The organism is Promicromonospora sukumoe 327MFSha3.1, assembly GCF_000385135.1.
Taxonomy (GTDB): Bacteria; Actinomycetota; Actinomycetes; order Actinomycetales; family Cellulomonadaceae; genus Promicromonospora; species Promicromonospora sukumoe_B.
The window spans coordinates 1,396,173-1,416,477 of record NZ_ARQM01000010.1 but is presented as its reverse complement, the minus strand read 5'-3'; the positions used below and the strand labels follow the sequence as shown (position 1 = coordinate 1,416,477).

The 20,305-nt window shown below is 72.0% G+C and carries 19 protein-coding genes; 13 read left to right on the top strand and 6 right to left on the bottom strand.

Annotated features, from left to right (window positions below; translation table 11 throughout):
- The first annotated feature begins 1 nt into the window (after nt 1).
- From H291_RS29425 to H291_RS0110010, 5 genes are read left to right on the top strand one after another with little or no spacing between them, the layout of a single operon-like run.
- The gene (locus tag H291_RS29425; protein WP_020014861.1) at nt 2-889 is read left to right on the top strand and encodes an ABC transporter permease; all 888 of its coding nucleotides are present in this window, start codon (nt 2-4) and stop codon (nt 887-889) included.
- Nucleotides 882-1,715, top strand: a complete 834-nt coding sequence (locus tag H291_RS0110025) for an ABC transporter permease (protein WP_198012442.1) — start codon at nt 882-884, stop codon at nt 1,713-1,715. Before H291_RS29425 ends, H291_RS0110025 begins: the two co-directional genes overlap by 8 nt.
- Nucleotides 1,712-3,850 carry a hydantoinase/oxoprolinase family protein gene (locus tag H291_RS0110020; protein WP_020014859.1) on the top strand — a complete coding sequence of 713 codons (2,139 nt, stop codon included), beginning with the start codon at nt 1,712-1,714 and terminating at the stop codon, nt 3,848-3,850. The genes H291_RS0110025 and H291_RS0110020 overlap by 4 nt, the downstream gene beginning before the upstream one ends.
- A 3-nt stretch (nt 3,851-3,853) precedes the next feature.
- Nucleotides 3,854-5,950, top strand: a complete 2,097-nt coding sequence (locus H291_RS0110015) for a hydantoinase B/oxoprolinase family protein (protein ID WP_020014858.1) — start codon at nt 3,854-3,856, stop codon at nt 5,948-5,950.
- Nucleotides 5,947-8,004 carry an FAD/NAD(P)-binding protein gene (locus H291_RS0110010; protein WP_020014857.1) on the top strand — a complete coding sequence of 686 codons (2,058 nt, stop codon included), beginning with the start codon at nt 5,947-5,949 and terminating at the stop codon, nt 8,002-8,004. The genes H291_RS0110015 and H291_RS0110010 overlap by 4 nt, the downstream gene beginning before the upstream one ends.
- On the opposite strand, the gene H291_RS0110005 is transcribed toward H291_RS0110010, so the two are convergent.
- Nucleotides 8,001-9,209, bottom strand: a complete 1,209-nt coding sequence (locus H291_RS0110005; protein WP_020014856.1) for a TerC family protein — start codon at nt 9,207-9,209, stop codon at nt 8,001-8,003. The two genes, H291_RS0110010 and H291_RS0110005, sit on opposite strands and share 4 nt — an antisense overlap.
- Nucleotides 9,210-9,425: 216 nt before the next feature.
- Between H291_RS0110005 and H291_RS0110000 the strand changes: the two genes are divergently transcribed.
- Together H291_RS0110000 and H291_RS0109995 are read left to right on the top strand one after the other, a co-directional pair.
- Nucleotides 9,426-9,812: a hypothetical protein gene (locus H291_RS0110000; protein ID WP_026365598.1), complete on the top strand. Its 387-nt coding sequence runs from the start codon at nt 9,426-9,428 to the stop codon at nt 9,810-9,812.
- Nucleotides 9,812-10,138, top strand: coding sequence for a hypothetical protein (locus H291_RS0109995; RefSeq protein WP_020014854.1), 327 nt, complete (start codon nt 9,812-9,814; stop codon nt 10,136-10,138). Before H291_RS0110000 ends, H291_RS0109995 begins: the two co-directional genes overlap by 1 nt.
- 37 nt (nt 10,139-10,175) lie before the next feature.
- On the opposite strand, the gene H291_RS0109990 is transcribed toward H291_RS0109995, so the two are convergent.
- A complete protein-coding gene (locus tag H291_RS0109990) occupies nt 10,176-10,670 on the bottom strand; it encodes an HIT family protein (RefSeq protein WP_020014853.1) in 495 nt (164 codons plus the stop codon).
- Between the two features lie 90 nt (nt 10,671-10,760).
- The gene (locus H291_RS0109985; protein WP_157236800.1) at nt 10,761-11,627 is read right to left on the bottom strand and encodes a CYTH domain-containing protein; all 867 of its coding nucleotides are present in this window, start codon (nt 11,625-11,627) and stop codon (nt 10,761-10,763) included.
- A 334-nt stretch (nt 11,628-11,961) separates the two neighbouring features.
- Here H291_RS0109985 and H291_RS33260 point away from each other — a divergent pair, with 334 nt between their 5' ends.
- The 4 genes from H291_RS33260 to H291_RS0109970 all read left to right on the top strand — a co-directional run bounded on the left by H291_RS33260 (nt 11,962) and on the right by H291_RS0109970 (nt 15,641).
- Nucleotides 11,962-12,462 (top strand): peptidase inhibitor family I36 protein, encoded by a 501-nt coding sequence (locus H291_RS33260; RefSeq protein WP_084467890.1) that lies wholly within the window; start codon nt 11,962-11,964, stop codon nt 12,460-12,462.
- A 330-nt stretch (nt 12,463-12,792) separates the two neighbouring features.
- Complete coding sequence (locus H291_RS29420) at nt 12,793-13,836, top strand: DUF418 domain-containing protein (RefSeq protein ID WP_084468091.1); 1,044 nt, start codon at nt 12,793-12,795, stop codon at nt 13,834-13,836.
- A gap of 30 nt (nt 13,837-13,866) precedes the next feature.
- Nucleotides 13,867-14,481 (top strand): TetR/AcrR family transcriptional regulator, encoded by a 615-nt coding sequence (locus H291_RS29415; protein WP_020014850.1) that lies wholly within the window; start codon nt 13,867-13,869, stop codon nt 14,479-14,481.
- A 14-nt stretch (nt 14,482-14,495) separates the two neighbouring features.
- Complete coding sequence (locus H291_RS0109970) at nt 14,496-15,641, top strand: GDSL-type esterase/lipase family protein (RefSeq protein WP_020014849.1); 1,146 nt, start codon at nt 14,496-14,498, stop codon at nt 15,639-15,641.
- On the opposite strand, the gene H291_RS0109965 is transcribed toward H291_RS0109970, so the two are convergent.
- Nucleotides 15,616-16,803 carry a sensor histidine kinase gene (locus H291_RS0109965; RefSeq protein ID WP_198012441.1) on the bottom strand — a complete coding sequence of 396 codons (1,188 nt, stop codon included), beginning with the start codon at nt 16,801-16,803 and terminating at the stop codon, nt 15,616-15,618. The genes H291_RS0109970 and H291_RS0109965 overlap by 26 nt on opposite strands.
- A 162-nt stretch (nt 16,804-16,965) precedes the next feature.
- Between H291_RS0109965 and H291_RS0109960 the strand changes: the two genes are divergently transcribed.
- Together H291_RS0109960 and H291_RS0109955 are read left to right on the top strand one after the other, a co-directional pair.
- On the top strand, nt 16,966-17,862 hold the full coding sequence (locus H291_RS0109960) for an ABC transporter ATP-binding protein (protein ID WP_020014847.1): 897 nt from the start codon (nt 16,966-16,968) through the stop codon (nt 17,860-17,862).
- Nucleotides 17,863-17,896: 34 nt separating this feature from the next.
- Nucleotides 17,897-18,616: an ABC transporter permease gene (locus tag H291_RS0109955; protein ID WP_020014846.1), complete on the top strand. Its 720-nt coding sequence runs from the start codon at nt 17,897-17,899 to the stop codon at nt 18,614-18,616.
- Nucleotides 18,617-18,684: 68 nt separating this feature from the next.
- Here H291_RS0109955 and H291_RS0109950 read toward each other — a convergent pair whose 3' ends face one another.
- On the bottom strand, nt 18,685-19,449 hold the full coding sequence (locus tag H291_RS0109950) for an ABC transporter permease (protein WP_020014845.1): 765 nt from the start codon (nt 19,447-19,449) through the stop codon (nt 18,685-18,687).
- Nucleotides 19,446-20,270: an ABC transporter ATP-binding protein gene (locus H291_RS0109945; RefSeq protein WP_020014844.1), complete on the bottom strand. Its 825-nt coding sequence runs from the start codon at nt 20,268-20,270 to the stop codon at nt 19,446-19,448. Before H291_RS0109945 ends, H291_RS0109950 begins: the two co-directional genes overlap by 4 nt.
- Between the last annotated feature and the right edge of the window lie 35 nt (nt 20,271-20,305).

Here is a 20,305-nt window from a genome sequence, read left to right as displayed (position 1 = left end):
CGTGGCGGCCACCCGCACCGGCTCCCGCTCCCGTTCGCGCGACCTGCGCGGGCACGTCGCCGCGATCGTGCCCACGGCGTTCGTCGTCGTCGCGTTCCTGCTGCCGCTGATCGGGCTGCTCCTGCTCAGCCTGCGCCCCACCGACACCATGAACAACGTGCTGCCCGGGTTCACCGGCGCGCAGTACGCCGAGGTGTTCGGCACGTCCTACCTGTGGGGCTCCGTGGTCGAGAGCCTCTGGCTCGCCGTCCGGGTGAGCCTGACGTGCCTCGTGCTGGCGTTCCCGCTCGCCTGGTACCTCGCGCGCTCGACCTCGTCCGTGGGCAAGTCCCTGGTCTTCGTCATCACGCTGTCGCCGCTGCTGACCAGCGAGGTCGTGCGGTCGTTCGGCTGGCGCGTCGTCATGTCCGGCGAGGGGCCCGTCAACGTGACCCTCCAGGCGCTCGGGCTGGTCGACGAGTCGCTGCCGCTGCTGCGCTCGCCGTGGACGGTGTTCCTCGCCGTCGTGCACGTGCTGCTGCCGTTCGCGGTGCTGGCCCTGTCCGCCTCGCTGGGCGCCATCGACAACCGCCTGCTGCAGGCGTCGGCCGACCTGGGCGCGGGGGCGCTGCGCACCTTCCGGTCCGTGGTGCTGCCGCTGGCCACGCCGGGCATCGTGGCCGCCGCCGTCATCGTCTTCTCGCTGAGCATGGGCGTGTACGTGACGCCGCTGCTCGTGGGCGGCGCCAACCAGTCCCTGGCCGGGCTGCGCATCCAGACCGAGGCCATGGTCGCGTTCGACCAGCCGCGGGCCGCCGCGCTGAGCTTCGTGCTGCTGGCCGTCACGCTCGCGGTCTGCGGCCTCGTCGGGCTGGCCGGCCGCCTCGCCGAGAGGGGTCGTCGTGCCTGACCGTCCCGTGTCTGCCCGTCCGCCGCTGAGCAGCGCCGGGCGTGCCCGCGCCCGCCGCGCGCTGACGCTGGTGCCCGTGGTGCTCGTCTGCGCGTTCCTGCTGCTCCCGCTCCTCGTGGTGGCGCTGAGCTCCTTCAACGCCGCGAACAACTTCCGGTTCCCGCCGTCGGGCCTGAGCCTGCGCTGGTACGCCGAGGTGTTCGGCTCCGCGCAGTGGCTCGACGCCCTGGGCTACTCGCTGCGGCTCGCCGTGCTGGTCGTGCCCGTCGTCGTCGTGCTCGGGACGCTCGGCGGGTACGCCGTCGGCGCGGGCAACTTCCCCGGCCGGCGCGCGCTCGGCCTGCTGTTCCTGTCCCCCATGGCCGTGCCCGGCGTGATGGTCGGCCTGGCGCTGCTCTACCAGCTCCAGCGCACCGGGCTGGTCGGCTCGGCACAGGGCCTGTGGCTCGCGCACCTCGTGGTGACCTTCCCGTTCTGCGTGCGGGTCGTCGCGGTCAGCGCCGCGGCGCTCGACCCGGCGCTGCCCCGCGCCGCGCGGTCGCTCGGGGCGTCGCCGCTGCGCACGTTCCTCACCGTCACCGTGCCGCTCATGCGGCCGGGGATCGTGGCCGGGGCGTTCCTCGGCGCCGTCATCTCGCTGGGCGAGGTCGCGGTGTCCGTCCTCGTGGCGGGCGCCGGCGAGGCCACCGTGCCCGTGCGCATCTACTCCGCGGTGCAGGTCCAGCTCGAACCCACCGTCGCGGCCGTCTCGACGCTCCTGCTGCTGGTCAGCGTCGTGACCATCGCCGTGCTCGACCGCACCATCCACGTCTCGAGGTTCCTGTGACACTCCCCCCGGCCGGCCGCCGCTGGCGCATCGGCATCGACGTCGGCGGCACGTTCACCGACCTGGTCGCAGTCCCCGGTGACGGCACCTCCTGGTCGCTGGCCGACGCCGTCACGCACAAGGTGCCCAGCACCCCGCACGACCCCTCGGAGGGCGTCGAGACGGGACTGGCCCAGCTCCTGGAGCGCGGGATCGCGGTCGAGGACGTCGCCGCTGTCGCGCACGGCACCACCATCGGCCTGAACGCGATCCTCCAGGGCCGCGTGGCCCGGGCCGCGCTCGTGACCAGCGCGGGGCACCGGGACGTGCTGCAGATCGCGCGCGCCCGCATGCCGCGGTCGTTCGACCTGCACGCCTCGCCCGGGCGGCCCATCGTGCCGCGCGAGCACGTGCTGGAGGTGGCGCACCGGTTCGCCGCGGACGGCACCGCCGTCGGCGGGCTGGGCGCGGACGGCGTGGACGACGCCGAGCTGGCCCGGCTCGTGGCGCGCCTCACGGAGCTCGCGCCCGAGGTCGTGGCCGTGAGCCTGGTGGGCGGGTACGCCGCACGCGAGGCCGAGCAGCACCTGGCCGACCGGCTGGCCGCCGCCCTGGGCGTCCCGGTGACGTCGGCGGCCGCGGTGTGGCCCGAGGCCGGCGAGTACGAGCGCACCACGCTCGCCCTGCTGGACGCCCAGATCACCCCGCTGATGACCGGCTACTTCACGGCGCTCCGCGAGCGCCTGCACCGCCTGCGGGTCGACGCCCGGGTGTACATCACGACGTCGAACGGCGGCTCGGTCTCGATCGAGTCGGCGATGCGGCGACCCGTGCAGACGGTGCTGTCGGGCCCGGCGGGCGGGGTGTCCGCCGCGGCCACGGCCTGGCCGGGCACGGACATGGTCACCGTGGACATGGGCGGTACGAGCAGCGACATAGGCGTGCTGCGCGGGGGGCGTCCCGTGCTGACCACGACGGCGACCGTGGGGCCGCACCCGCTGATGACGCCCGTCGTCGAGGTGTCGGCGATCGGCGCGGGCGGCGGCTCCGTGATCAGCGCCGACCGGTCGGGCGCGCGGCCCGTGCTCCGGGTGGGCCCGGCCAGCGTCGGCGCCGTGCCCGGGCCGGCCGCGTACGGGGCGGGCGGCACGCAGCCCGCGCTGACCGACGCGTACGTGCACGCCGGGGTGATCGACCCGGCGACGTTCCTGGGCGGCACGTTCCCGCTGCGCGCGGACCTCGCGACGTCGGCGCTGGCCGGGGTGGCGGAGGACCTGGGCGAGGGTTCGGCTGACGACGCGGCGGAACCCGACGGCGTGGTCGACGCCGCGCTGCGGGTCGCGTCGGTCGGCATGGCCGCGCGCCTGCGGACGGTGCTGGCCGCGCACGGCGAGGTGCCCGAGCGGTATACGTTCGTCGCGTTCGGCGGCGCCGGCGGCACGCATGCCGCGCTGCTGGCCGACGAGGTCGGCGTCCGCCGCGTGCTCGTCCCGGCGGCCGCCGGGACGTTCTGCGCGCTCGGCGCGGCGATCGCCCCGATCCGCCGCGACGTGGCACGCACGGTGCGCACGGTGGTGGCGGAGCGGAACCTGGACGCGCTGACGACGTCGGCCGCGGAGCTGGAGCGCGAGGTGCTCGACTGGCTGCGCACGCAGGACGTCGCCGCGACCGGCACCGTGACGCTGAGCGCCGACCTGCGGTACGCGGGCCAGCCGACGACGCTGGAGGTCGTGCTGGCCGAGCGCTCGACCGAGGCGGACCCGGCCGAGCCGCTGCGTCTGGCCGTCGAGCCGGTGCTGCGGCGGTTCGCCGACCAGCACGAGAAGGTGCACGGGTTCACCGACGCGACCGCGGCCGTCCGGGCCGAGACGCTGCGCGCGAGCGTCAGCGTGCGGCTCGGCGAGGTGCGGTCCGGGCACGGCGGCGCGACGTTCGTGAAGACCGGCGCGCGCGACGTCCGCTACGACGGGACGCCGCGGCCGGCGAGCGTGCACGCGCTCGCGGACGACGGCGAGGCGTCCGTGACCGGCCCCGCCGTCATCGAGAAGGCAGACACGACCGTGCTCGTGCCGGCCGGGTGGACCGCGACCACCGACGACGGCGGGAACCTGCACCTGGTGCGGGACTCTGCCGGTTCCGAGAACGAGGAGGGCTGAGCCGTGCTGACGACGGTCGAGAAGGACGTCGCCCACACGCGGCTGCAGGCCGCGGTCGAGGAGATGTGCCTGACCCTGCGGCGGGCGAGCCGCAGCCTGTACGTGCGCGACGCCGCCGACTTCGCATGCGCCGTGGCCGACCTGTCGGGCCGGTTCGTGGCGTACCCGCAGGACGTCGGCGTGTCCGGCTTCGTGGGCCTGGACCTGACGCCCGCGATCGAGGCGGCGACCGCCATCGGCCCGCTGGCCCCGGGCGACGTCCTGCTGACGAACGACCCGTACCTCTCGGGCGGGCTGTCGACGCACCTGCCGGACGTGCACGCCATCGCGCCGTTCTTCGACGGCGACGAGCTGGTCGGCTACGGCTGGGCGTTCGTCCACGTGTCCGACGTCGGCGGGCGCGTGCCCTCGTCCGTGAGCGTGCTCAACGACTCCGTGTTCGCCGAGGGGCTGCGCATCCCGCCCCTGCGGTACGTGCGGGCCGGGACCGTGGTGCCCGAGGTCGAGGCGATCCTCGCGGCCAACTCCCGCACGCCCGAGGCCAACCGGGGCGACCTGCACGCCATGCTCGCCGCGCTGGACACCGGGCGGCGGCGGGTCGGCGAGCTCACCGCCGACCTGGGCCCGGCCGGTTTCGCCGACGTCGGCACGTTCGCGCGCGAGCAGAGTGCCGCCCGTGCCCGCAGCGCCCTGCGCACCCTGGCCGACGGCACCTACCGCTTCGAGGACTACCTCGACAACGACGGCGTCAGCTCCGTGCCGCTGCGCGTGGTCGTCACCGCAACGGTCGACGACGGCGCCGTGCACTTGGACCTCACGGGCACCGACCCGCAGGTCGAGGCGGCGCTGAACATGGTGACGTTCGGGCGCGCGCACTCCTGGGTGGTGACGCGGCTCTTCGCGCTGATCGGCACGCTCGACCCGGCGGTGCCGCTCAACGGCGGGCTGATGGACGTCATCGGCTTCACCGCGCCCGAGGGCACGCTGCTCAACGCGACCGGCACCGCCGCGACGGGCGTGCGGCACGCCACGACGTCGCGCGTCAACGACGTCGTGTCCGGGGCGCTGGTCCAGGCCGCGCCCGAGGTGCTGCCCGCGGCGTCGAGCGGGCTCGTGGTGCCGGTGGTGTTCGCGGCGGCCGACGGTTCGCGGGTCGACGTCGTCGAGCCCATGGTCGGCGGCACGGGCGCCCGGTTCGGGGCCGACGGCGCCGACGGGCGCGACTCCGGCATCTCCAACCTGTCCAACAACCCGGTCGAGACCGTCGAGGCGAACGTGAGCGTGCGCGTGCTGCGCTACGCGCTGCGGACCGACTCCGGCGGCGCAGGGCGGTGGCGCGGCGGCTCCGGCCTGGAGCTCGAGTTCGAGGCGCTGACCGACGGCGGGCTGCTGGCCCGCGGCCTGGAGCGCCTGCGGTTCCGGCCCTGGGGCTTCGCGGGCGGACGGCCCGGCGCGCTCACCGAGCTCGTGGTCAACGAGGGGCGGCCCGACGAGCGCCGGCTGTCCGTCGTCGACGTGCACCCCCTGCGCGCGGGCGACCGGGTGGTGCTGCGCACGTCCGGCGCGGGCGGGTACGGCGACCCGCTGGAGCGGTCGGAGTCGGCCGTGCTGGCTGATGTCGCGGCCGGGCTCGTCACGGTGGAGGCCGCGCTGGAGGCGTACGGGGTGGTCGTGCGGGACGGTGCGGTGGATGTCGCGGCGACCGCGACGGAACGGACCGGGCGTTCCGTTTCTTCGGGGGAACGGATCACGCGTTCCGTTTCGGGAGAGCGGACGGGTGGTTCCGTTTCGGCCGAGTGGACGGGTCGTTCCGTTTCGGCGGAACGGACGCACTCGCTCGGTCCCGAGCGCGAGCGCTGGGAGCGGGTCTTCCCGTCCGCGCTGGCCGACCGCCTCGACGTGTACCTGCGCACCCTGCCCACGACGACGCGCGCAGCACGCCGCCGGGAGGTGCTCGGCGGGGTCCTCGCAGGACTGCCCGAGCGGTTCCCGGGCGTCGCCGCGTCCGAGGAGGAGCTCGTCGCGGCCGAGCGGACGTTCGCCGAGGCGGTTGCCGCCGTCCCCGGTGCGGGAGCCACCCCGGCGTCCGCGACGGCGTGATCGACCGGGAGCCGGCGTCGACCGACGCTGTTTCGTCCGACGCCGCGCCGTTCGACGCCGCGCCGTTCGACGCCGCGCCGTTCGACGCCGTGATCGTCGGCGGCGGCCCGCGGGCCGTCGCCGTGATCGCCCGGCTGGCCGCCCGACGTCGGCCGGGTGCGCCCTGGGGCTCCGCGCCGGACGACGCCCTGCCCCCGCTGCGCGTCGCCGTCGTCGACCGGCTCGAGGTCGGTGCCGGGGCGACCTGGCGCACCGACCAGTCGCCGCTGCTCCTGAACAACACGTGGGCGGCGCGCACCACCGTGCACGCGGACGCCTCGACGCCCATGACCGGTCCCGTCGTGACCGGGCCGGACCTCGTCGGCTGGGCGCGCGCCGAGCCGGAAACCACCTGGGCGCGGGACGAGGCGCGCGGGCTCGGTCCCGGCTCGTACCCCACGCGGCGGCTCCAGGGCGCCTACTACCTGGAGCAGCTCGACGAGGCCGCGCGCCGCGGGAGCGTCGAAGTGGTGCCGGTGCACGGCACGGTCGTCGACGTGCTCACGCCCCGGGCCGGGCTGCGGGAGGTCGCGCTCGCCCCGGCCGCGAGCGCCCGGACGAGCCAGACAGCCCTGACGGCACCCGTCGTCGTCCTCGCGCAGGGCATGATCCAGGCCCGCCGCTCCCCGCAGACCGAGCGGTTCGCGGACGCCGCCCGCGCGCACGGCCTGGTCTACGTCGAGCCGGGCATGCCCGCCGAGCGGGACTGGGCCGCCGTGCCCGCGGGCGAGGACGTGCTGGTCGCGGGGCTCGGCGCCAACTTCTTCGACGTGCTCGCGCTGCTCACGGTCGGCCGCGGCGGCCGGTTCGTCGACGCGCGCACCGGCCTGCCGACCGACGGGTCCGGCCGATCCTGCGACGACGGCGGAGCCGACGGCCCGCACGCGGGCGACACGCTGCGCTACGTGCCGAGCGGCGCCGAGCCGCACCTGCTCGCGGGTTCGCGGCGCGGACTGCCGTACCGGGGCAAGGGCGCGCTCGCCGACGGGTTGCCCGCGCCGTACGTGGCGCGGATCGCGACCCGCGAGCGTTTCGCGGCCCTGGCCGAGCGCGCGGCCGGGCGTCCCGTGCTGGACCTGGCGCGCGACGTCTGGCCGCTGCTGTCCGCCGAGCTGCTGCTCGCGCACCTGACGGCGTTGGCCGAGCACCGCCCGTCCGCCCTGCGCGCGGACGTGACGCCGGACGAGCTCGTCCGACGTCTGGCGGCGGCGACCGACCCGGCCAGCGAGGCGGCGAGCCTCGTGCGCGACCCGGCCGACGCCGTCGACCCCGCGCGTGCCGACCGGCCGCCCCTGGTCGATCCGACGGCGTGGCCCGCGTGGGTCGAGGGCTGGGTCCGCGCGGAGCAGGAGTCGGTGTCGTCCCCGCTCACGTCGCCGCGCGCCCGCGTCAACCAGGCCATGGAGACGCTGCGGGGCGAGGTCGCGCGGCTGACCCGAGCCGGCGTCGTCGACGGGGCATCGCTCGAGTCGACGGGCGAGGGCCTGCTGATCCCGCTCGGCCTGGCGCTCGCCTCGGGCCCGCCGCCGCGACGCACCGCCCAGCTCCTCGCGCTCGTACGGGCCGGCGTGGTCGAGCTGCTCGGCGAGGGCACCACCATCGAGGTCGCCGACGACGCGTTCGTCGCCCGCAGCCGGGTGCACGACGCCGTACGCACGCGTGCCCTGATCGAGACCCGGATGTCGCGGGGCGCGGTGAGCCCCACGGACGACCCGCTCCTGCGCGCGCTCCTCGACTCCGGGCGGGCGCGCCGGCACCCGCTACCCACGGCAGCTGGCGGCACGATCCCGTCGGAGAGCCTGGACGTGACGCCCGACGGCTTCGCCCTGGTCGACGACGCGGGCACCGCCGACGACCGCGTCGTCGTGCTCGGCATCCCCGCCGAGGCCGTGCAGCGCGGCTCCGCGATCGGGGCGAGCCCCGGCGTGCCGTCCCCGCTGCTCGCGGGGGCGGACGTCGCGGCGGCGCGGATCCTCGGCGCCCTCGTCGAGCGGCGGGAGCGGTCCCGGGGCTAGGCCGTCCCGTCCTGGGCGGCCCGCTTCACCGACTCGTCGTGCTCGGCGTGCGCCCGGTGCAGGAGGTCCATCAGCTCCTCCTCGTCGCGGGCCTTCTGGCGGTACTTCTCGCCGAGGTTCTTGATCGTCGTCTCCTCCTCGCACAGCGCCGCGTAGACGCGGATGCGCTCGGTGTGGTCCGCCGTGTACCCGAGGTCCAGGTACTCGGTCGCGTGGCGGCGGGCGTTGGAGATCGCCGTCTGCGCCCGCCCCGCCTTGCTCCACAGCGACGCGATCACGGTCACGACGATCACCCCGATGATGACGGTCAGGGACAGGCCGGTGCTGATCTCGAAGACCGGGACCGGCTCGCCGCCGTTGATGAACGGCACGTTGTTCTCGTGCAGCGCGTGGAGCACCAGCTTGACGCCGATGAAGGCCAGGATGATGGCCAGCCCGTACGAGAGATAGATCAGGCGGTCGAGCAGGCCGTCCAGCAGGAAGTAGAGCTGGCGCAGGCCCAGGAGCGAGAACGCCGTGGCGGTGAACACGATGTACACGTCCTGCGTCAGACCGAAGATCGCGGGGATCGAGTCGAGCGCGAACAGCAGGTCCGTGCCGCCGATCGCGACCATGACCAGCAGCATCGGGGTCAGCGCCCGCTTGCCGTCGTGGATGGTGAACAGCTTGTCGCCGTCGTAGTCCGGGCTCGTGTGGAACAGCCGACGGGCGATCCGCACCGCGATGTTCTCGTCGTGCCGGGACTCCGAGCTCTCCGGCTTGAGCATGTTGCCGGCCGTGACCAGCAGGATGAGGCCGAAGATGTAGAACACCCAGGCGAACGAGTTGATGAGGGCGGCGCCGAGGAAGATGAAGCCGGTGCGCGCGGCCAGGGAGAACGTGATGCCGAACAGCAGCACCTTCTGCTGGTCCTCCCGCGGCACGCGGAAGCTCGTCATGATGATGAGGAACACGAAGAGGTTGTCGACCGACAGCGCCTTCTCCGTGATGTAGCCGGAGAAGTACTCCGACCCCGCGGCGACGCCGCCCAGCACGAGCACGCCGACCCCGAAAAGCAGCGCGATGCCGACGTAGATCGAGGACCAGATCGCGGCCTCTTTCAGCTCCGGGACGTGCGCCTTGCGGACATGGAAGAAGTAGTCGAAGAGGAGCAGCAGCACGATGGCGGCGATCGTGAGCGTCCAGACGAGCGGCGTGACTTCCATGCGGCCTGCTTTCGGTCGAGGTACTGGCCGCTCGATGCCCGCGACAGGTTCGGGCGACGAGGTGGGCAGTGTCCGGACGAGGCGAGGCCTCCGAGGGTACTCGCCGGGCGCGGCCGGTTCTCGTCGAAACGCATGGATCTGGCCGAGGCCGTCGCCATGGACCGCGCGAGATACCCTGCCGGCCCCTCGGCCAGGCCGAACGGCTACGGTGCGCCCATGAGTTACGACATTCTCGCGTTCGACCCAGCAGCGGTCGCCGACGCCGACTTCCCAGCGTGGTGGGAAGAACAGTCCCAGTGGTCCGAGGACCATTCCTACGACGACCCCGGTGTGACGACGGCGAATCTTCGATCCTTCTACAGCGAACTGATTCAGACCTTCCCTCCGCTGAACGGTCCGGGCGCGGCTGCGTACGAGACCTGGTCTGACGACGCCGAGCTCATGAGCCAGATGTCGGACTACAGCATCGGCACCTCGCTGATCTACGGGGCGTTCGCCTGGAGTCGGGCGCGAACGGCGCGCGCCACCTTCACAGCGCTGGCCGCCAAGCACGGCGTGGCCGTAGCTATGGTCAGCGACGACGGATCAATCCTGCGGCCCTGATGGACGCCCGCCCGCAGATCGTGTGCCTGTGCGGCTCGACTCGGTTCGTCGAGGAGTTTCGCGCGGCGAATCGTGACCTGACTCTCGCCGGCGCGATCGTCGTCGCACCCGCTGAGTTCGAGCACGCCGGCGACCAGATCACCAACGAGCAGAAGGCCACGCTCAGCACACTGCACTTCGCGAAGATCGACCTTGCCGACCGCGTCATGGTGGTCAACCCAGGCGGATATATCGGGGAGTCCACACAGCGCGAGATCAGCTACGCGGATCAGACCGGAAAGCCGGTCGAGTACACCGACGCCCTCGACAGCGTCGTCAACCCCTGACTGCGTTCGTCGACGCAGTACTGACGACTGAGCACGGTCACCTATGGACGCCGAATTCCTCCGAGTCCCGAAGGCGAAGTGTCTCGGCGGTGAGGCTCGCCCGAAGTTCGTCATGGTCCGCGCCCAGTGCCGTCCGCGGATCGCTCCAACGCTCGGCCGGGTACAACCAGACCGGCTTGCCGACGACGTCAGCGGGCTCCCATTCGTAACGCGGCCAGACGTGGGCATGGAGGAAGGCATCGGCATTGCCAAGGATCTCGACGTTGACGCGGCGATATCCGCTGTTGTGGGCGGAACACACGTTCTCGACCGCGCTCGCGACCAGGTCGACATCAGCGAGGTACCGCACGCGCTCGGGGCGTGGCAGATCGGAGAGCCGGTCGACGCCAGGGAGCTTGGTGAGCGCAAGCGCATAACCCGGCAAGAACTGAACATCACCGATGACGGCGAACGATGAATTGAGCTCAGCCAGGACCGTGGGGTTCCGCCCGTCGATCGCGGCTCGGACCCGGTCACTGCGCCACTCCGTCATGTCGCCTCCGTCGCTCGTGAATCGGGTAACTCTATGCACGCGCGAGCCCTGGACGTAGCCCGACCCCGGGCATCACAGATCAAGGCGCCTTCACGATGCGGTGAGCTCCAAGACGTCCGTCAGGCCGCTCCAGCTGTCGTCGAAAAGGGCGATTCTCGTCAGCGGATCAGGCAGGTGAGCGTTGAGGTCGCCGAGGATCTTTCCGTACGTTCGCGCGTCGCTCTCATCAGCATCAAGGCCAAGCAGCCCAGCAGTTCGAAGAAGGGTGTTCGGATCGGTTGCCTCAATCTCGGCGAACGATCCCATGGGTGAGGGAAACCGGTCGAGACACACCTCCCAGTCCTCTGCCTTGTACACCGTGCGACGCTTTTCGAGCAGGGCCCGAACACGGAGCGTGCCGATCTGGGCACGGAGCAGGGTCAACCATCCCCGCGTGTCGAGCGGGGAGCTCGGCACCTCGACGCTTACTCCCGCCAGCCGGTCCACCAACTCGCTGATGTCGGAGGACGCTCTAACTGCTCTCTCGGAGCCGTCGGCCTCGAACTCGACCTCCTCGTGGTCCTGAAAACGTTGACTCCCAGCGGGCTCCGCAGGGCCTGCGATCTTCAGCGTTATCAGCTTGCTCACGTTGTCTTTGTGTCGCACGGTCCTGTGGCGCAGGATCACCCCTGCAGCTCGCATCGCGTAATTCTCGGTGTCCATCACACAGTCAAGTTCGGTACGAGTGCCGAGATAGACACACTCGTCGAGGTCGAGCAGCCGTGCTGTGAGATCCAGTGCGGCTGACGCACTGCCTATCCGGAACTTCATCTCACACTCGCGCAACCAGTCCCCCTCTTCGTCGAGCGTGTTCCCGCTACGTCGCGTCGTCGCACTGACCGTACCGGGCGTCGATTCTCGTCCATGAACGACGACGAAACTTGTGTGTTCGCACACCGACACCCGCGCGCTTTGCACGCTGGAACGAACCCATCAGCACCGCTGAGCCTGCCTCGCTCGACGGCAGCAGTTCCCGGACAACACCGTGGAGCATGCGGCGCCTGGGCCAGCACCGGTGCCTGACGACGGATCAACCGCCTCTTCCACCGCCCATCTTCGATAAGTGCATGAGTTTGTGTGATTGGTCGAGGTGACGAGCGCCTGGATCGGCGTGTGATACGTCTGCGTGCGTGTTTCGGTCGCTTCCGAAGTGCGTTGCCAGCCAGGGCGCCGGGCTTTTAGATTCGGCTCGTTCCGCGCAGCGCTGGGCACTGTGCCCGGTGAACCCGACGTGGAGCAGGAAGGAATTCAGATGACACTCCAGAAGCGCTGGTTTGTCAGGCTGCTGGCCGCGCTGTCTTCGCTTCTTTGCGTCGTTGGCGGAGCCCAGGCGGCGCAGGCGCACGACGACCGAGACCTCACCGCACCACACGGCAACCACGTCACCGACGCGAGCACAGGCGAGATGACCCCCGCAGTACGGGCGTCCGCCAGTACGACCCAGACGGCAGGCACTGTCAACGCAGCTGCAGCGACATCGCGCGGGGTAGCCGACTGGAACGACTGCACACCTGGAAAGATCTGCGTGTGGACACTGACCAACGCCAATGGTTCTCGCGCCGAATTGGGTGCGGTTTCGCCTGGGTCTTGCGCGCCCCTCGCCTCGGCAAGGAAATCGGTCTGGAATCGCACGTCAGTCACCCAACGCCTATGGACGAATTCGAACTGCACCGGTATTTCGAGAGTCGTCGAACCGGGAATACTGATCGGCAACACATTCGTCTCCCACAATTCCGTTGGCGGTTATCCATAAACCGATCCACCATGCGCTTCTCTGCACCGGCGAGGCACGCCACACCAGCCAGCCGTGATGCGCGGGAGGTTGTTCGGATTTCCTGACGACGCCCGACCGGGTCAGTCGATGTCGAAGACCTCCGGTAGTGGAGTGGAGTTGTCGAGCAACCACTTCCACCACCGGAGGCCTTCGTGCCTCACGCCAGCACCCCGCGACCGAACCGCCATCACACCAAGCACCCTGGTCAGCCCCCCCCCCCGCACCCAGGGTTCACCCCTACTCCCCCACCGACAAGATCGTCTCGCGGTCGGACGACGCCGCCGCCCTCCACTTGTTTGGATGGCCGCCATGAGCGCACCCGACACGGCCCTCGCGGCCCCTACCCCGACCGGCACCCGTCCCCGCTGGCGATTCATCGACTCGCTGCGCGGCTTCGCCGTCTTCGGGATCCTGCTGGTCAACGCGGTGGACATCACCCGGCTCGGCATGACCCGTGTGATGGAGGGCGGCGCGATCATCGACGACCCGGTGCTCGACGCGCTCTACCTCACCGTGCAGACCCGGTTCGTGCCCATCTTCGTCTTCCTGTTCGGCATGAGCCTCTGGATCGTGCTCGACGGCGCCCGCGCCCGCACCTCACGGCCGGTCCTCGCGCTCGTGCGCCGCCTCGTCGCGCTGTCCGTCATCGGCGGGCTGCTGATGCTCGCCTACCCCGGCAACGTGCTGATCGAGTACGGCGTCGTGGGCCTGCTGATGCTGCCCGTCGTCGCCTTCGCACCGCGCTGGGTCACCCTGACCGGCGGCGCCGCGCTCACGATCGTGGCCTACGCGATGTTCGGCGGCGGGCTGGCGTCCGTGCCGGGCCTCATCCTGCTGGGTGCGGGCGCCACCGCCTACGGCCTGCCCAAGGTCCTGGAGTCCTCCGGCCGCGCGGTCGGGATCGTGTTCGCCGCGGCCGCCGTCCTGACGGCGCCCGCCCTGATCTGGCAGCTCAGCACGCCCGGCGGCGACCCCCGCTTCTCGACGGCGGGGTCTGTGGCCGGTCTGGTCATGGCCGTGCTGTACACCACGGGCCTTGCCCTGCTGTGGCGCACGCCCGCGCGCCGCGTGATCGCCGCGATCTTCGAGCCGCTGGGCCGGATGGCCCTGACCAACTACGTCGGCGCCGCGATCGTGGTGGCGCTGGCCGCGCTCGTCGTCGACTTCGGCCACATGACCAGCGCGGCGCCCGTCGTGATCATGGCCGTGGTGCTGATCGCAGTGCAGTCGGTGCTCAGCCGGCTGTGGCTCAAGCACTTCGTCTACGGGCCCGTGGAGTGGCTGTGGCGCACGGCCACGTGGCTGCGGCCCGCGGCGATGCGCCGCCGCGTCGCAGCAGCCGAACTAGCATAGGCAAAAACCTAAAGGGTGTAGGCTGGTCGCATGGCCCGCGCACCCCTGACCCCGGACACGGTGATCGCCGAGGCGACGGCGCTGGCCGACGAGAGCGGGCTGGAGACCGTCACGCTCTCGGCGGTCGCCCGTCGCCTCGGCGTCCGCACGCCCAGCCTGTACTCCCACGTGCGGGACCACGGCGCACTGCTGGACGGCGTCAGCGCCGTCGCCCTGGCCGACCTGACCGCCCGCGTCGCCGAGGCGGTCGCCGGCCGCTCGGGCCTGCCCGCGCTCGCGGGGCTGGCCGGGGCGCACCGCGCGTTCGCCCGCGAGGCGCCGGGCCGGTGGCAGGCGCTCCAGCGCCGGGCCGGGCCCGGCGTCGTCGCCTCCGACGCCGCGCTGTCGATCGTCGCGCTCACCGACGCCGTCCTGCGCGGCTACGACATCCCGCCGGGCGAGCGCGTGCACGTCACCCGCCTGCTCGGCAGCACCATCAACGGGTACCTCACCCTGGAGCGCATCGGCAGCTTCGACCACTCCGAGCCCAGCCCGGAGACCTCCTGGGACCGCACGATCGTCGCCCTCGACGTCCTCCTGCGCGCCTGGCCCGCCGCCCCGGACCAGCCCACCCCAGTCCAGCCCACAGCAACCGAAAACCCCTGACCAAGGACAGCACCATGCTCAGCACGCCGCTCACCCCGTCCCTCGTGCACGGGGCCGCCGAGGTCGAGACCACGGACCGGGGCCTGCGCCCGCACCGCCTGCCGCAGTGGGCTCGCGACCAGTTCCCCGACCCGCACCTGCTCCTGATGGAGGCCCAGCCCTCCGGCGTCCGCGTCGTGTTCACGACGACGGCGCGCGCCGTCGCGCTCGTGACCCACCCGTCGCGGCTCGCCTACCGCGGCGCGGACCGCCCGCGCGGCAGCGTCGACCTGGTGGTCGACGGCGCCGTCGTGGCCGGCAGCCCGCTCGCCGACGGCGACGTCATCGAGTCCGACCTGCGGACCGGCGCCACCGAGTTCCGCCCGGGCCCCGCGCACACCACGACCTTCGACGGCCTGCCCGACGGCGACAAGCGCGTCGAGCTCTGGCTGCCGCACAACGAGTCCGTCGAGCTGATCGAGCTGCGCACCGACGCCCCCGTGACCCCGGTCCCGCAGGACGACCGCCGCGTCTGGCTGCACCACGGCAGCTCCATCAGCCACGGCTCCAACGCGAGCACGCCCACCCAGGTCTGGCCCGCGGTCGCCGCCCGCCTGGGCGACGTCAGCCTGCGCAACCTCGGCCTCGGCGGCAACGCGCTGCTCGACCCGTTCGTCGCCCGCACCATGCGGGACGCCCCGGCCGACCTGATCAGCGTCAAGCTCGGCATCAACGTCGTCAACCTCGACGGGATGCGGCTGCGCACCTTCGTGCCCGCCGTGCACGGGTTCCTCGACACGATCCGCGACGGGCACCCGACCACCCCGCTGCTGCTGGTCTCGGCCATCTTCTGCGGCATCCACGAGGACACGCCCGGCCCGGGCGCCGTCGACCCGGAGTCGCTGGGCACCGACCAGGTGCGCTTCGTCGCCACCGGGCGCAGCGAGGAGCAGGCGCAGGGCAAGCTCACGCTGCGGGTCATCCGCGACGCGCTCGCCTCCGTCGTCGAGCACCGCGCCGACCCGAACCTGCACTACCTGGACGGCACCGCGCTGTACGGCGCGGACGACGCCGTCGCCCACCCCCTGCCCGACGGCCTGCACCCCGACACCGCCACGCACCGGATCATCGGCGAGCGGTTCGCGGCGCACGCCTTCACGCCGGCGGGTCCGTTCGGGTAGCCGACGGCGGGGCGAACTCGGCCGCCGTCACGAACCGCCCGTCCTCGACGCGCACGGTGAGCTCGCCGCCGTCGTCCGCCACCCGGCGGGCGAGGGTGGCGAGCCCGCGCAGCTCCGGGAGTGTGTCGCCCGCGACGCCGTCGTTCACCACGGTGATGCCGTGCCCGGTGAGCTCGATGCGCACCAGCGTGGCGCGCGAGTGCCGCAGGATGTTCGTGGTCGTCTCGCGCAGCACCTGGGCCAGCAGGTCGATGGCCCCGGCGCCGGCGTCGGCCCGCCGGTCCACGCGCACCCGCATGCCGGCCGCCTCCATCAGGTTGCGCGCGTTCTCCAGCTCCGCGGACAGGTTGAGCCGGCGCTGCCCGTAGGCGAGCTCCTTGGTCTGCGCGATCGTGTCCCCCACCAGCGCGTACATCTCGCTCAGCTCCTGCTCCACGCGCGCGGTGTCGGTGTGCACGAGCTTCTGCGCCAACGCGATCTTGAGCTTGACCACGTGCAGCGTGTGGCCCTGGATGTCGTGCAGGTCGCTCGCGAACCGCATGCGCTCCCGCATGACCGCGAGCTCCGCGTCGCGCTCGCGAGCCTCCTCCAGCTCCGCCATCACGTCGTAGAACCCCTTGTTGGGGAACATCAGGCCGATCAGCACCACGGTGATGCCCGTCGGGATGACGACGGCCGCGAGCAGCTCGGACACCCCGGGGTCGGGCATGCGCGCCAGGCCCAGCGCGCCGACGACGGCGACGTACGCGGCGATCCCGACCGCGGCCGCGGCCCGGTGCCGCGGGAGCTGCGCCACGCTCAGGCCGGCGATGACCGCGAGCGCGTAGTACGCCGCCTGCGGTTCGCCGCCGATCACCAGCACGCCGTAAGGCCACACGGCCCCGGCCACGACGAGGCAGGGCAGCGCGACCCGGTTGATCTGCCCGACCGTCCAGCGCTCGAAGGCCACGACGACCGCCACGATCCCCAGCCCCAGGACGACGACGTCGAGCGCGGTCTGCGCCTGGCGCACGAGCATGAAGACGCCGACCGCGACGAGCAGGGGCAGCATCATCGAGAGGTTGAGCGCGCGGAACCGCCGGCGCGAGACCTGCGTCGAGTCGGGCGACCACGGGGCGGCCGGGAACCGGCGGAGCACCGGGCGAGCAGATCCAGCGGTCATGTGGTGGGTCGTCTCGTCGATCGGCAGGGTCCCTCCCAGTATGGTCGCCGTGGGCCGGCGCAGCAGTGACGCTGTGTCACACGTTCGGCCCACGGATGTCACGCCCGGGACCTGACGCCAGCACACTGTTCGCGGCGGGCCGCAGCGGGTGTGCTTGGGGGCATGACGACAACCCCCGCCATCGACATCGACCGGCTGAACGTCACCTACGGTGACTTCCACGCCGTCAAGGACCTCTCGTTCCAGGTGGAGCAGGGCGAGCTGTACGCGCTGCTGGGCACCAACGGCGCGGGCAAGACCTCGACCCTGGAGGTCGTCGAAGGGCACCGCAAGGCGTCGTCGGGCACGGTGCGCGTGCTCGGCAAGAGCCCGGGCGACCGCCGCGCGGTGCGGCCCCGCATGGGGATCATGCTCCAGGAGAGCGGCTTCTCCCCCGACCTCACCGTCGCCGAGTCGGTCCGGCTGATCGGCAGGCTGAGCGGTCGCACCGACTCGGAGCGGCGGGTGCTGGGCGTCGTCGACCTGACCGCCAAGGCCGACACCCGCGTCTCCCAGCTCTCGGGCGGCGAGAAGCGGCGGCTGGACTTCGCGACGGCCGTGTACGGGCGGCCCGAGCTGATCTTCCTGGACGAGCCCACGACCGGGCTGGACATCCAGTCCCGCGACGCGCTGTGGGAGGCCGTCGAGCAGCTGCGCCACGACGGCTCGACCGTCGTGCTGACCACCCACTACCTGGAGGAGGCGCAGCAGCGCGCCGACCGCATCGGCCTGATGCACCGCGGCACGTTCCGCCACGAGGGCACGGTCGCCGAGCTGACCCGCACCCTGCCGGCGGCCATCCAGTTCTCGCTGCGGCCGGGGGCGCCCGCGCCGCTGGTACAGGCGGGGCCGGGGCCCGACGGGTCGTACCTCATCGAGACGTTCGAGCTGCAGTCCGACCTCAAGCAGCTCCTCGACTGGGCCCACGCGCACGAGGTCGAGCTGCTCGGCCTGTCGGCCGCGCCCACCCGGCTCGACGACGTGTTCCGCGCGATCGACGCCGAGCCCGTCCCCGCCTGAGCCCCGACACGACGAGAAACGGAAACCACCCGCCATGCTCTCCATCGCACGCAGCGAGCTGACCCAGATCCTCCGCAACCGGGCGGTGCTGATCACCAGCCTCATCATGCCCGTGGCGGTAGCCGCCTTCTTCATCCGGTTCCGCGAGACGTTCGGGCAGATCGGCAGCCTGGGCTACATCGGGGCGGTGATCGTCTTCACCATCGCGGCGTTCAGCCTCTACGCGACCACGGTGACCACGCTGGCCGCGCGGCGCCAGGACCTCTTCCTCAAGCGGCTGCGCTCCACCGCGGCGAGCGACGCGTCCATCCTGACCGGCCTGGTGCTGCCGATCAGCGCCATCTCCATGGTCCAGGTCGCCGTGATCCTCGGCGTGTTCGCCGGGCTCAGCGACGGGCCCGCCGACATCCCGCTCCTGGTGCTCGGCGTCGTCGCGACGTTCGTGATGATGCTCGCCCTGGGACTGGCCACGGCCGGGATCACCAACTCCCCGGAGCACGCCCAGGTCACCTCGCTGCCCCTGACCCTGGGCGTCGTCGCGGTGACGAGCTGGGTCGGGATCACCGGCACCCAGGACCTCACGCTGCTCAAGCGGCTGCTGCCCGGCGGAGCGGCCACCGAGCTGATCGTCAACGCCTGGAACGGCGGGGTGCCCCTGGGCGACTCGCTGGTCCTGCTCGCCCCCACGCTCGCCTGGGTCGTCGTGGCCGTCGCGCTCGCCCTGCGGATGTTCCGCTGGGAGCCGCGGCACTGACGCACCGCACAGAGCCCCGCCGTCCACCCCCTGGGGGGGCGGACGGCGGGGCGTCGTGCTGCGGCGGGTCAGCTCACCTTGCGGCGGTAGCTCGCGATCGCGAACACGTAGGCGATCACGAGGACGCCGACCAGCCAGGCCAGCGCCACCCAGATGTCGGTGCCGACGGGCTGCTGGGCGAACAGTGCCCGGATGGTGTTGACGATCGAGGTCACGGGCTGGTTCTCCGCGAACCAGGCGACCGGGCCGGGCATCGTCGAGGTGGGCACGAACGCCGAGCTGATGAACGGCAGGAAGATCAGCGGGTAGCTGAAGGCGCTGGCGCCGTCGACCGTCTTGGCGGAGAGTCCGGCGATCACGGCGAGCCAGGTCAGGGCGAGCGTGAACAGGACCAGGATGCCGGCCACGGCGAGCCAGTCCAGCAGCGACGCCCCGGTGCGGAAGCCCATCAGGAGCGCCACGCCGATGACGATCGCGACCGAGATCAGGTTGGCCACGAGCGACGTGAGCACGTGCCCCCACAGCACGCTCGACCGGGCGATCGGCATGGACTGGAAGCGCTCGAAGATGCCGCCCTGCATGTCCAGGAACAGCCGGTAGGCCGTGTAGGCGATGCCGGACGCGATGGTGATCAGCAGGATGCCCGGCAGCATGTAGTTGACGTACGACTCGCCGGTGCCGGTGTTGATCGCGCCGCCGAGCACGTAGACGAACAGCAGCATCAGCGCGATCGGGGTGACGGCCGTGGTGATGATGGTGTCGGGGCTGCGCAGGATGTGGCGCAGCGAGCGGCCGGTGAGCACACCGGTGTCGCTCAGCACGTGGGAGGTCATCGTGATTCCTTTCCTGCCGCGGCGGCGGCGCTGGTCTCGGTGGTCTGGGGCTCGGCCGGGTCGGGCTCGCCGACCAGGGTGAGGAAGACGTCCTCGAGGGAGGGCTGCTTCTCCACGTACTCGACCTTGGCGGGCGGCAGCAGCGCCTTGAGCTCGGCCAGGGTGCCGTTCTGGATGATGGTGCCCTTGTGCAGGATCGCGATCCGGTCGGCGAGCTGCTCGGCCTCGTCGAGGTACTGCGTGGTGAGCAGCACCGTGGTGCCGCCCTGCGCGAGCTGCTTGACGGTCTGCCAGACCTCGATGCGGGCCTGCGGGTCCAGGCCGGTGGTGGGCTCGTCGAGGAAGATGATCGGCGGGTTGCCGATCAGGCTCATCGCGATGTCCAGCCGGCGCCGCATGCCGCCCGAGTAGGTGCCGGCCCGGCGGCCGCCCGCGTCGGTCAGCGAGAACCGCGCCAGCAGGTCGTCGGCGACGGCGCCCGGGTCGGGCAGGTGCCGCAGCCTCGCCACGAGCACGAGGTTCTCCCGGCCCGTGAGGATCTCGTCGACGGCGGCGAACTGCCCGGTCAGGCTGATCGACTCGCGGACGTCGCCCGCCTTGGCGGCGACGTCGAAGCCGTGCACCGTCGCGGTGCCCGCGTCGGCCTTGAGCAGCGTGGAGAGGATCCGCACGAGCGTGGTCTTGCCGGCGCCGTTGGAGCCGAGCAGGGCGAAGATGGTGCCGGGCGTCACGTCGAAGTCGACGCCGCGCAGCACGTGCAGGTCCTTGAACGACTTGCTGATGCCCTGCACGCGGATGGCGGGGGCCTGTTCGGTGGTCATGTCCAGCTCTCCTTCTCTGGGGTCTGGTGCTGGGT

Bases quoted from the DNA above. Each gene is read 5' to 3' on its own strand.
- H291_RS0110005 (WP_020014856.1), bottom strand. From the start codon at position 9,209: ATGGAAGTCACGCCGCTCGTCTGGACGCTCACGATCGCCGCCATCGTG.
- H291_RS0110000 (WP_026365598.1), top strand. From the start codon at position 9,426: ATGAGTTACGACATTCTCGCGTTCGACCCAGCAGCGGTCGCCGACGCC.
- H291_RS0109995 (WP_020014854.1), top strand. From the start codon at position 9,812: ATGGACGCCCGCCCGCAGATCGTGTGCCTGTGCGGCTCGACTCGGTTC.
- H291_RS0109990 (WP_020014853.1), bottom strand. From the start codon at position 10,670: ATGACGGAGTGGCGCAGTGACCGGGTCCGAGCCGCGATCGACGGGCGG.
- H291_RS33260 (WP_084467890.1), top strand. From the start codon at position 11,962: ATGACACTCCAGAAGCGCTGGTTTGTCAGGCTGCTGGCCGCGCTGTCT.
- H291_RS29420 (WP_084468091.1), top strand. From the start codon at position 12,793: ATGAGCGCACCCGACACGGCCCTCGCGGCCCCTACCCCGACCGGCACC.
- H291_RS29415 (WP_020014850.1), top strand. From the start codon at position 13,867: ATGGCCCGCGCACCCCTGACCCCGGACACGGTGATCGCCGAGGCGACG.
- H291_RS0109970 (WP_020014849.1), top strand. From the start codon at position 14,496: ATGCTCAGCACGCCGCTCACCCCGTCCCTCGTGCACGGGGCCGCCGAG.
- H291_RS0109965 (WP_198012441.1), bottom strand. From the start codon at position 16,803: ATGACCGCTGGATCTGCTCGCCCGGTGCTCCGCCGGTTCCCGGCCGCC.
- H291_RS0109960 (WP_020014847.1), top strand. From the start codon at position 16,966: ATGACGACAACCCCCGCCATCGACATCGACCGGCTGAACGTCACCTAC.
- H291_RS0109955 (WP_020014846.1), top strand. From the start codon at position 17,897: ATGCTCTCCATCGCACGCAGCGAGCTGACCCAGATCCTCCGCAACCGG.
- H291_RS0109950 (WP_020014845.1), bottom strand. From the start codon at position 19,449: ATGACCTCCCACGTGCTGAGCGACACCGGTGTGCTCACCGGCCGCTCG.
- H291_RS0109945 (WP_020014844.1), bottom strand. From the start codon at position 20,270: ATGACCACCGAACAGGCCCCCGCCATCCGCGTGCAGGGCATCAGCAAG.